The organism is Marinobacter sp. HL-58, from assembly GCF_001314605.1.
Classification (GTDB): Bacteria; Pseudomonadota; Gammaproteobacteria; order Pseudomonadales; family Oleiphilaceae; genus Marinobacter.
Genome location: NZ_LIHP01000003.1, coordinates 171,002 through 181,923, shown reverse-complemented (window position 1 = coordinate 181,923; position 10,922 = coordinate 171,002). Strand labels below are relative to the sequence as shown.

The 10,922-nt window shown below is 57.1% G+C and carries 8 protein-coding genes; 6 read left to right on the top strand and 2 right to left on the bottom strand.

What is annotated here, in order from left to right; genetic code table 11:
- Positions 1-25: 25 nt before the first annotated feature.
- Genes rpsK through rplQ form a run of 4 tightly spaced genes read left to right on the top strand, consistent with a single transcriptional unit; the run spans position 26 to position 2,526 of the window.
- Positions 26-415, top strand: a complete 390-nt coding sequence (rpsK, locus tag HLUCCO03_RS03800) for a 30S ribosomal protein S11 (protein ID WP_004580767.1) — start codon at positions 26-28, stop codon at positions 413-415.
- An 18-nt stretch (positions 416-433) separates the two neighbouring features.
- On the top strand, positions 434-1,054 hold the full coding sequence (rpsD, locus tag HLUCCO03_RS03795; RefSeq protein WP_027830891.1) for a 30S ribosomal protein S4: 621 nt from the start codon (positions 434-436) through the stop codon (positions 1,052-1,054).
- Positions 1,055-1,089: 35 nt separating this feature from the next.
- Positions 1,090-2,094, top strand: coding sequence for a DNA-directed RNA polymerase subunit alpha (rpoA, locus tag HLUCCO03_RS03790; RefSeq protein ID WP_027830892.1), 1,005 nt, complete (start codon positions 1,090-1,092; stop codon positions 2,092-2,094).
- Positions 2,095-2,127: 33 nt separating this feature from the next.
- Positions 2,128-2,526 carry a 50S ribosomal protein L17 gene (gene rplQ, locus HLUCCO03_RS03785; RefSeq protein WP_027830893.1) on the top strand — a complete coding sequence of 133 codons (399 nt, stop codon included), beginning with the start codon at positions 2,128-2,130 and terminating at the stop codon, positions 2,524-2,526.
- A 218-nt stretch (positions 2,527-2,744) separates the two neighbouring features.
- On the opposite strand, the gene uvrA is transcribed toward rplQ, so the two are convergent.
- Positions 2,745-5,570: an excinuclease ABC subunit UvrA gene (uvrA, locus tag HLUCCO03_RS03780; protein WP_027830894.1), complete on the bottom strand. Its 2,826-nt coding sequence runs from the start codon at positions 5,568-5,570 to the stop codon at positions 2,745-2,747.
- Between the two features lie 195 nt (positions 5,571-5,765).
- Between uvrA and HLUCCO03_RS03775 the strand changes: the two genes are divergently transcribed.
- Together HLUCCO03_RS03775 and ssb are read left to right on the top strand one after the other, a co-directional pair.
- Entirely contained in the window at positions 5,766-7,136 is a 1,371-nt protein-coding gene (locus HLUCCO03_RS03775) for an MFS transporter (protein ID WP_027830895.1), read from the top strand.
- A 58-nt stretch (positions 7,137-7,194) separates the two neighbouring features.
- Positions 7,195-7,725, top strand: a complete 531-nt coding sequence (gene ssb, locus HLUCCO03_RS03770; RefSeq protein WP_027830896.1) for a single-stranded DNA-binding protein — start codon at positions 7,195-7,197, stop codon at positions 7,723-7,725.
- 86 nt (positions 7,726-7,811) lie between these two features.
- Here the strand turns inward: ssb and HLUCCO03_RS03765 are convergent, their stop codons facing one another.
- Complete coding sequence (locus tag HLUCCO03_RS03765) at positions 7,812-10,694, bottom strand: TonB-dependent receptor (RefSeq protein ID WP_081813493.1); 2,883 nt, start codon at positions 10,692-10,694, stop codon at positions 7,812-7,814.
- Positions 10,695-10,922 lie beyond the last annotated feature (228 nt).

The following is a 10,922-nucleotide window of genomic DNA, read 5'->3' as shown; positions in this document are numbered from 1 at the left end:
ATTCGTAAGTAACAGGTAGGCAAACATGGCAAAGCCAGGTACACGTACCCGTAAAAAGGTGAAAAAGACGGTTGTTGATGGCGTCGCGCACATTCACGCGTCCTTCAACAACACGATCGTGACCATTTCTGACCGTCAGGGCAACGTATTGTCCTGGGCCACCTCCGGTGGTTCCGGTTTTCGTGGGTCACGCAAGAGCACACCTTTTGCTGCGCAGGTAGCAGCTGAAAGAGCCGGTAATGCGGCTGCTGAATACGGCCTTAAAAACCTGGACGTAGAGGTTAAAGGTCCGGGGCCCGGACGTGAATCCGCTGTACGCGCGCTGAATGGCTGCGGGTACAAGATCACAAACATCACTGATGTGACGCCGATTCCCCATAACGGTTGTCGTCCGCCCAAAAAGCGCCGCGTCTAACACAGGAGACAGTGAATTATGGCTCGTTACATAGGCCCGAAGTGCAAGCTGTCTCGTCGTGAAGGGACAGATCTTTTTCTGAAGAGCGGTGTTCGCGCGCTCGATTCAAAGTGCAACATCGAGACTCCGCCGGGTATGCACGGCGCGCGTCGCGGTCGTCTGTCCGAATATGGCGTACAGCTTCGTGAAAAGCAGAAGGTCCGTCGTATCTACGGCGTACTGGAAAAGCAGTTCCGCAACTATTACAAAGAGGCCGCCCGCATCAAGGGTGCAACCGGTGAGAACCTGTTGCAGCTGCTGGAAGGCCGTCTTGATAACGTTGTATATCGCATGGGTTTTGGTTCTACCCGTGCTGAGTCCCGTCAGCTCGTTTCTCACAAAGCGATCCTGGTCAACGATAAGCTGGTGAACATCCCGTCTTATCAGGTCAAGCCAGGTGATGTTGTGAGCGTGCGTGAGAAGGCAAAAAACCAGCTTCGCGTTAAAGGCGCACTGGATCTGTCTTCCAGCCGCGCACCGGTGAGCTGGGTAGAGGTCGACGCCAGCAAGATGTCCGGCGTTTACAGGTCAGTGCCAGAGCGCACTGAATTGCCGGCCGACATCAACGAGAACCTCATCGTCGAGCTTTACTCCAAGTAAAGCCCAGTTAGCAACGAGAGCAATTAGGGGCGTCTATGCAGCGTTCAGTACATGAGTTATTGACACCTCGTACCATTGACGTGAAAGAATCAAGCGCCATGCGCGCCAAGGTGACACTGGAGCCTCTGGAAAGAGGTTTCGGCCACACCCTGGGCAGCGCACTGCGTCGTATACTCTTGTCCTCAATGCCGGGCTGTGCCATTACCGAGGCACAGATTGACGGTGTTCTGCATGAGTACAGCGCGATCGAAGGTGTTCAGGAAGACGTCATTGAAATTCTTCTGAATCTCAAGGGCGTGGCCGTGAAAATGGGCGGCCGGGACGATGCCGAGGTAACCCTCAGCAAGAAAGGCCCGGGCGTTGTCACTGCCGGTGATATCAAGCTGGATCACGATGTCGAGATCACCAACCCGGAACATGTCATCTGCCACCTGAGTGATAAGGGTGAAGTGAACATGCGTCTGAAGGTTGCCCGTGGTCGCGGCTACGAGCCAGCCGATCAGCGGGGTCTGGACGAGGACGAGACTCGCGCCATTGGACGCCTGCAACTGGACGCAACCTTCAGTCCGGTCCGTCGTGTTGCATATGCCGTGGAAAGCGCGCGGGTTGAGCAGCGCACAGATCTGGACAAGCTGGTTATTGATCTGGAGACCAACGGTACGATTGATCCGGAGGAAGCGATTCGCCGGGCAGCAACCATTCTCCAGCAGCAACTGGCTGTGTTTGTTGATTTCGATCACGAGAAAGAGCCTGAGCGTGTTGAGGAAGAGGAAGAAATCGATCCGATTCTCCTGCGCCCGGTGGATGATCTGGAATTGACAGTGCGTTCAGCTAACTGCTTGAAGGCTGAGAATATTTACTACATCGGCGATCTGATCCAGCGCACAGAAGTTGAGCTGCTGAAGACGCCTAACCTTGGTAAAAAGTCGCTTACCGAGATCAAGGACGTGCTCGCGTCCCGCGGTCTGTCATTGGGTATGCGTCTTGATAACTGGCCGCCGGCTAGCCTTCGGGGCGACGACCGGGTATTGGGCGGTTAATCGCCGATTAGTTTAAGGTAAGGAATCAGAGCAATGCGTCATCGTAAGAGTGGTCGTAAGTTCAGCAGGACCAGTGCGCATCGCAAGGCCATGTTTCGGAACATGACTGCGTCACTGGTTGATCACGAGCTGATCAAGACAACGCTCCCCAAGGCGAAAGAGCTTCGCCGGGTAGCCGAGCCTTTGATCACGCTCGCAAAAAATGATTCGGTCGCGAATCGTCGTCTGGCGTTCTCACGCCTGCGCGACGATGCGGCGGTTGCCAAGTTGTTTAACGAGCTTGGCCCCCGTTACAGCGAGCGTCCGGGTGGTTACCTTCGTATTCTGAAGTGTGGCTTCCGCGCCGGCGACAATGCCCCGATGGCATTCGTAGAGCTGGTCGGTCGTCCGCTGGACATCGAAGCTGAAGAAGTTGACGAAAGCGAAGATTAATCTCTTTGCCGAGTCATAAAAAAACCGGGGCCTGAACGCTCCGGTTTTTTTTATGACTGGATTTGGTGCCTGGCCAGGGGCTGGAGGTAAGTTTTCTTCAGAAAAAGAACTCGCTTCGCTCAGACACCTTTTTCCTCCAGAAAACTTACCTCCAGCCCCTGGCCGTTCCGGCCTCGGGAGTATAGCCTTACTGTGTTTTCTCCGGGGCTTATCTCTTTTTATTTTCCGGCCAATACCCCTTTCAGATAGCGTCCGGTATGTGAACCTTCGGCCTCTGCGACTTCTTCCGGCGTTCCTTCAGCGACAATCATGCCGCCACCGGAGCCACCCTCGGGCCCGAGATCGATAATCCAGTCTGCTGTCTTGATGACGTCCAGGTTGTGCTCGATGACCACGATGGTGTTGCCGTGATCCCGCAATCTCTGAAGTACCGTCAGTAATTGTTGAATGTCATAGAAATGCAGGCCGGTGGTTGGTTCGTCAAGAATATAGAGGGTCTTGCCGGTATCGCGCTTGGAGAGTTCCTTGGCCAGTTTCACACGCTGGGCTTCGCCACCGGAGAGGGTCACGGCGCTCTGGCCCAGGCGGATGTAGGAAAGGCCGACATCCATCAGGGTTTGCAGTTTGCGGGCCAGGAAGGGCACGGGGTCGAAGAATTCACGGGCTTCCTCAACGGTCATCTCAAGCACTTCGTGAATGCTCTTGCCCTTGTAGCGAACCTCGAGGGTTTCCCGGTTGTAGCGCTTGCCCTTGCAGACATCGCAAGGCACGTAGACGTCTGGCAGGAAGTGCATTTCTACCTTTATGACCCCATCGCCATGGCAGGCTTCGCAGCGCCCGCCTTTGACGTTGAAGCTGAAACGCCCGGGCTTGTAGCCTCGGGACCGGGCTTCCTGGGTGCCGGAAAACAGTTCCCGGATTGGCGTAAACAGACCGGTGTAGGTGGCCGGGTTTGAGCGTGGTGTTCGGCCGATGGGGCTCTGGTCAATATCGATGACCTTGTCGAGCTGGTCGAGGCCTTTCAGGGATTCATAGGGTGCGTGGGTAAGGCTGGTTGCCTTGTTCAGCTTCGCTGCGCAGACCGGGTAAAGCGTGCTGTTGATCAGCGTTGATTTGCCGGACCCGGAAACGCCGGTTACGCAGGTCATCACGCCCAGGGGCAGGGTGAGTGTTACGTCACGCAGATTATTGCCGGTAGCGCCTTTGAGCACGAGGCTCTTGCCGTTGCTGCTGTGGCGGTTTTCTGGGATGGCGATTGCTTTCTTGCCACAGAGGTATTGGCCGGTGAGCGAGTCCTCGGACGCAATGATGTCTTCCGGGGTGCCCTGGGCGATGATATGGCCGCCGTGAACGCCTGCACCCGGCCCGATGTCGATGACATGATCCGCGGAACGGATGGCGTCCTCATCATGCTCCACGACGATCACGGTGTTGCCCAGGTCCCGGAGGTGGAACAGGGTGGCCAGGAGCCGGTCGTTGTCACGCTGGTGCAAACCAATGGAGGGCTCGTCGAGAATGTACATGACGCCTACAAGGCCGGCGCCAATCTGGCTGGCCAGGCGGATACGCTGGGCTTCGCCACCGGAGAGGGTATCGGCGCTGCGTTCCAGGGTCAGGTACTCAAGCCCCACATTGACCAGGAACTGCAGCCGCTGGCGAACTTCCTTGAGGATCTTTTCGGCGATTTCGCCTTTGCGACCGGGCAGGGCGAGCTGGCCGAAGTATTCATGGGCGTCACCGACGGGCATGTGCGTCACGTCCGAGATGTTGTTTTTCTCGATGAACACATGGCGGGCGCTGCGCCTGAGGCGTGAGCCGCCGCATTCCTTGCAGGGCTGGGTGCTCAGGTTGTGGGCCAGTTCTTCCCGCATGCTCTGTGATTCGGTTTCCCGGTAGCGGCGCTCAAGGTTGGGAAGAATGCCCTCGAAGGGGTGTGCCTTCTCCATGATGTGGCCGCGGGAATTTACGTAGCGGAACGGGATGTCTTCGGTGCCGGAGCCGTAGAGCAGCACCTGCCGGAAGTCCTCGGGCAGGTCGTCCCATGGGGTGTCCATATCAACACCGTAGTGTTCGGCAACGCTGGTCAGCATCTGGAAATAGTAGACGGCCCGGCGGTCCCAGCCCTTGATCGCGCCTTCGGCAAGGGTGGCTTCGGGGTGCTGGACTATTTTCTCGGCATCAAAGAACTGTTTCACGCCCAGGCCATCGCAGGTGGGACAGGCGCCTGCCGGGTTGTTGAAGGAAAACAGCCGCGGCTCCAGCTCACTGATGGCGTAGCCACACTGGGTGCAGGCATAGCGGGCGGAAAAGGTGTGTTCTTCACCTTCGTTGTCCATGGGGGCAACAAGGGCGATGCCATCGGCCAGACCAAGGGCGGTTTCAAAACTTTCTGCAAGCCGCTGTTCAAGACCCGGTTTGACCTTGAAACGGTCTACCACCACGTCAATCTGGTGCTTGCGTTTCTTGTCCAGGGGCGGAACGTCGTCGATATCGTAAACCCGGCCATCCACGCGCAGGCGGATGAAGCCCTGGCTTCGCATGGTATCGATGACATGGTGGTGTTCCCCCTTCCGGTCCCGGATCACCGGGGCAAGGATCATCAGCTTGCTGTCTTCCGGCATTGCCAGCACCTGGTCCACCATCTGGCTCACCGTCTGAGCTTCCAGGGGCTGGTCGTGATCGGGGCAGCGGGGCTCACCGGCGCGTGCAAACAGCAGGCGGAGGTAGTCATAGATTTCCGTAATGGTGCCGACGGTAGAGCGGGGGTTGTGGGAGGTGCTTTTCTGCTCGATGGAAATGGCCGGGGACAGACCCTCGATGTGGTCCACATCCGGCTTTTCCATCATCGAGAGGAACTGGCGGGCATAGGTGGACAGGGATTCCACATACCGTCGCTGGCCCTCGGCGTACAGGGTATCAAAGGCAAGGGACGATTTGCCGGAACCGGAAAGCCCGGTGATCACGATCAACTTGTCCCGCGGCATATCCAGGTCAATGTTTTTCAGGTTGTGGGTTCGCGCCCCTTTGATCTGGATATGATCCATAACACCTCGCTGTCGGAAAAAACGGAAATTATACCGTGTTTGGGCCCCGGCCGGCCAAGGCCGGAGCGCTTTTCAGAACTTAAATGCAATATGCCCTGCCTGTGTGGCTTCTGTTACAATGCGCGGCGATTTCGCGAAGGGTTGGTGACCCTTCTGCCCCCATGTTTCCGGAACCTCCAGCAGGCCAGGCAGCCCATGAACTCATTGGAAAGACGCTCCGTTGCAGCACTGGCATCCGTGTATGCCATGAGGATGCTCGGGCTTTTCATGGTTATGCCGGTGTTCGTCCTTCTCGGTAGCGATCTGAAGGGGGCAACCCCGACCCTGATTGGCCTCGCCATTGGCGCTTACGGGCTCAGCCAGGCATTGCTGCAGATCCCGTTCGGTATGCTGTCAGACCGGGTGGGTCGAAAGCGCATGATCTACATCGGCCTGGTACTGTTCGCTGCAGGCAGTATCCTGGCCGCCGCCACAGACTCCATATACGTCGTGATCGCCGGGCGGATTCTTCAGGGTGCCGGAGCCATCGCCAGTGTATTGATGGCACTGCTCAGTGACCTGACCCGCGAGGAAGAACGCACCAAGGCCATGGCAACCGTCGGTATCTCCATTGGCCTTTCCTTTTCCGTATCCCTGGTCGCCGGTCCGTTGCTGGGGGCGGTGTTTGGGCTGTCGGGGATTTTTTACACCACTGCGGTTCTGGCCATTCTGGCCATGGTGATTGTCAGTCGCCTGGTGCCAACGCCCCATGAACACAAGTCCAGCGCCGATACCCATCCGGCCCGGGCAATGCTGGGCAAGGTGATATCGGACAAGCGACTGGTCCGGCTGGATTTCGGGATTTTTGCCCTGCACCTGGTGCTGACGGCCATTTTTCTGGTGTTCCCGACCCTGCTTCAGGACGGGCTGGGACTGCCGTCTTCCTCCCACTGGTGGTTCTACCTGACGGTCATGGTGACCTCGTTTTTCGCCATGGTGCCGTTTATCATTATCGGCGAGAAAAAACGCAGGATGAAGCCGGTTCTTTGTGGTGCCATTGCCTTGCTGGCGATTTCAACGGCGGCCATCGGCGGTTTATCGGGAAATCTGGCGGCCGCGTGGGGTGTGTTGTTCTTTTTCTTTATGGCATTCAACCTGCTGGAAGCCAGCTTGCCGTCACTGGTGAGCAAAGAGTCGCCTGCGGCAGCGAAGGGTACGGCCATGGGGGTGTATTCCACGTCGCAGTTTTTCGGGGCATTTCTGGGCGGTGCAATGGGCGGGCTGCTTCTGGAGTTTGCCGGACTGCAGGGGGTGCTGTGGTTCATGGTTGTTGTTTTGCTGCTCTGGCTCGCAGTGGCTCTGACCATGCCAAGCCCGGGTTACACCGCCAGTTTCGTGGTACAGTTACAGCACGTGGCGCACAGCCAGTTTGATGATGTCGACGATGCGCTGAGGAGGCTTCCCGGGGTGCAGGATGTGGTCATCCTGGAAGAGGCGGAAACAGCCTACCTGAAAGTGGATCGTCACAAATTTGATGAACTGTCGCTTGCGGACTTTTCATTTGTCCGGCAGGGTAGCAGTTCTTGAAATCCGGAGGCCTGCAGGGAATGCAGGCTATCCCTGAAAACAGAGTCAGGAGCAGATCATGGCACGAGGCGTAAACAAGGTTATTCTGATCGGGAACCTGGGACAGGACCCGGAAACCCGCTATACCCCCAATGGCAATGCGGTGGTGAACCTGAACCTTGCAACCGATGAAAGCTACAAGGACAGGCAGACCGGCCAGCTGGTGCCGAAAACTGAATGGCACCGGATCGTGATGTTCGGCAAGATTGCCGAAGTTGCCGGCCAGTACCTGCGCAAGGGCTCCAAGGTGTACATCGAAGGCAAGCTGCAAACCCGCAAGTGGCAGGGGCAGGACGGCCAGGACCGCTACACCACTGAAGTTGTGGTAGACATCAACGGCCAGATGCAGATGCTCGACAGCCGCGGTGGTGAAGGCGGTGGTGCCAGCCAGGGTGCTCCGGCAGGCCGTCCACAGCAGGCGGGCAATGCAGCGCCTGCAGCCGCTGCGAGCCAGTCAGGACAGCAATCCGGTGGCGGAGGTTACAGCCAGCCCTCCCAGGGCAGCATGCCTGAGCCGGTTGATGATTTTGATGATGATATACCCTTCTAGACAACACTTTTTGCAAAGGTGTTCGAAGTACGAAAAAAGGCCCTGTTTCAGGGCCTTTTTTCGTGGTCAAGATTTAAAGTGTCGCATTAGAAGTCCACACGAACGCCTGCCTCATAGGTCGGGCCGTATTCTTCGTACTGGGAGTTGAATTCCGGGTCTCCGAAGTACGCATAGAGCGGCTCATCATTAATGTTGATGGCATTCGCGAATACCTGGACGTGGTCGTTGATCTGATACTTGCCGGTCACGTCCAGTTGCATGTGTTCGTCCTGATAACGGTCAGTGCTGGGGTCTGATGCGTCTCCAACTTCGTCCAGGAATTCAGAACGGTAGGTGCCGGAGACCCGCAGGCTGAATCCGTGTTTTTCATAGCCCACCGACAGGCTTGCGATGTGATCGGACTGACCGGGCAGGGTGATGTTGCTATCCCGGCCTTCGAAATCCGCTTCGCTGTCTGTGAAGGTGTAGCTGCCATCCACCAGAACGCCGTCGAAGGGCGCAGGCAGGAACGCGAACTGCTGGGTGTAGCCAAACTCCAGGCCGAACAGTTGTGCATCACTACCGTTAATGGTCTGGTTCACTTCATCGAAGTTCGAAAACTGCGACGGGGCCAGGCTCGGGTCGCTCGTGGACACGAAGAAATCGTTGATGTCCTTATAGAAGGCGCCCGCAGTAATCACACTGATGCCGTTCGGGAAGTATTCCCAACGGAGATCCAGGTTATTGGATTGCAGCGGATCCAGGTCAGGATTACCAATCTCCGCGTTACGTTCGAATTCGCCGCCACCGGCGTCTTCAATCTCAATCTCCTGCTGGGGCCCAGCGTCTTCAAAGCCCGGTCGCGCAATGGTGCGTGTGATGGCACCGCGGAGGTTCATTTTCTCACTCAGCTTGTAGCGAGCGTGTACGCCGGGGAAGAAGTCCGTGTAATCCTTTCCTCCGGTGGAGGGAGTGGCAACGCCGTCTCCGCCATTGGCGTTGTCATCAAAGGAGATCTGGTAGCCAGCGGTTTTATACTTGGTATGCTCGACCCGAAGGCCACCCGTCAGCTTAAGACGGTCGTTGAAGTCTCCGCCTGCCATCAAATAGGCTGCGTAGATGTCCTCTTCCAGCTCGTAATCTGCAGCCAGGCTGCTGAGGTCGCTGTCTTCGTCGTTGCGATCCCAGTTCGCGCGGTTGGCTTTATGGAAAGCGGTGAATTTTGCTGGATCGATAGTGGGGCCGAAGCTGCCTCTGGGCGGGAAATCCGCTTCCGGACCCTGGACCCCGGAATCGGCAAGCGTGTACTCACGGTCAAAGCCGTCATAGATGTTGATGTCTTCATCACCCTCTTTTTCCCGGAAGCGGGTCTTGAAACCGAACTTTACATAACCGGGATTGTTGGCGAATTCCATATCGCGACGGATGTTAGCGGCAACGGAAAACTCACGCTCCTCAGTGAATACGTCTTCGTCTTCTGTCTCCTGCAGAATAAAGTCCGAGGCCCGAGCACCGGCCTGAGTGGCCAGGATTGGTTGCTGATCATCCCCTGATTTGTCGTAGGTCATATCAACGCCCTCGGCCAGGAACTCGCCGGCCACTTCCTGATCACCCTGTTCGCCTGCCTGTGAATAGCCGGCATTGTAATCGAGTGTCCAGGGGGCAAAGTCGTGCTCGCCGCCAGCAACAATGTTGAAGATTTCAACGGCTTTGTTGCTGTCGGAGCTTTTCTTTTCGAACGCGCCGTCTTCGACGGTGGCCGAATTCCTGTCCAGTTGGGTCAGGTTGCCGTCGCCGAAAATGTAAACGTTTTCGAGCTTGGTCTCGGCATCGTCAAACTCACTGTACAGCGTGCGCAGATAGTACTCGTCGTCTTCAGTCGGACGGAAGTCCAGGTTCACGGCAGCACTGGTGCGTTTACGAGTCAGGACATAATCACGCTGTTCGGCTTCTTCGAGGAAACGGAACTCGCCACCCTGGGGGGACTCGGTAACCGGCCAGCCGGCGCCTTCAATGCCGTCGGATACCAGGTCACGGTCGAACTGGCTGATGGCAACGGCGACACCCAGGTTATCCTCGCCGCCACCGACGCTGAACAGGTCGGTAAAAGACGCCGCAAGGTCAGGGCTGGTGGCGTCGCGGGCCGTATTGTGGCTGCCCGCCGCCGTTATGCTTCCGCTACGACCGCCAGTATCGAAAGCGGTCAGGGTCTTGATCTCGATATTACCGCCTACGGCATCGCCATCCATGTCAGGCGTGATGGCTTTGTTGATTTCGATGGACTCGACCAGGTCTGATGCGATCGAATCCAGGTTAACCGCGCGGGAATCTGCCTCCGGCCCGGGAATGCGCTGGCCATTGATGGTTGTGGAGTTGTAGTTGGGATCAATGCCCCGGATCACTACAAAACGGCCTTCGCCCTGATCCCGTTGTACCGATATACCTGGAGCGCGTGCCAGGGCTTCCGCTACGTTCTGGTCGGGGAAGTTGCCAACAGAGTCTGAGGACAGTACATCAATGATGGTTTCGTCACGCTGCCGACGGTTGATCGCCGCGGCCTGGCCAGCAGCGGCACCTTCTACCAGCAGACCTTCAAGCTGGGTGCTGCCATCCTGAGCACTCTCACTGCCGCCCATGCGGATCTTGACCCGTGCACTTTCACCGGAGTTGACGGTCACGGCCAGACGTTCGGGTGGAGCACCCGCGTAATTGGTGATCAGCGTGTAGTCACCCGCAGGTACGTTGGCAAACCGGAAACGTCCGCCCCGGTCCGTCACAGCAGTACGATTCTGGCCTTCCAGAATCACCTCTGCATCGGGGAAATTGAAATCACCCGTGGCATCGGACACCGTTCCCCGAATTTCGCCATCGGGTTGCCCGCTCGTCTGGGCATAAGCCTGAGTAGTCAACAACCCGAAGGCAATGACCACGAACATGAAAAGCATTGCGAACTTGTCGCGTTGCCTCCTACCTGCCAACCAAATAATCATTGAAAGTCTCCCAAGTTTGTCTCTGTTGTGTTTCCAACTGTATGTCGCTGACGTTATGCGCGGATGAGCAGGCACGTCTTCCCGATAAAGCGATGACGGTTGCGTCACCAGATACCTTTGTTGACTGAAAGCTGAGTCGGGGCAGCTCGGTGCCCCGACCCAAAAGAGGCGATCCGTTGCCCGGTTACAGCTACCCTGAGTCTGGTTTTAACCCTGCAGTCCATTCTG

Bases quoted from the DNA above. Each gene is read 5' to 3' on its own strand.
- rpsK (WP_004580767.1), top strand. From the start codon at position 26: ATGGCAAAGCCAGGTACACGTACCCGTAAAAAGGTGAAAAAGACGGTT.
- ssb (WP_027830896.1), top strand. From the start codon at position 7,195: ATGGCACGAGGCGTAAACAAGGTTATTCTGATCGGGAACCTGGGACAG.
- HLUCCO03_RS03775 (WP_027830895.1), top strand. From the start codon at position 5,766: ATGAACTCATTGGAAAGACGCTCCGTTGCAGCACTGGCATCCGTGTAT.
- rpoA (WP_027830892.1), top strand. From the start codon at position 1,090: ATGCAGCGTTCAGTACATGAGTTATTGACACCTCGTACCATTGACGTG.
- HLUCCO03_RS03765 (WP_081813493.1), bottom strand. From the start codon at position 10,694: ATGATTATTTGGTTGGCAGGTAGGAGGCAACGCGACAAGTTCGCAATG.
- uvrA (WP_027830894.1), bottom strand. From the start codon at position 5,570: ATGGATCATATCCAGATCAAAGGGGCGCGAACCCACAACCTGAAAAAC.
- rpsD (WP_027830891.1), top strand. From the start codon at position 434: ATGGCTCGTTACATAGGCCCGAAGTGCAAGCTGTCTCGTCGTGAAGGG.
- rplQ (WP_027830893.1), top strand. From the start codon at position 2,128: ATGCGTCATCGTAAGAGTGGTCGTAAGTTCAGCAGGACCAGTGCGCAT.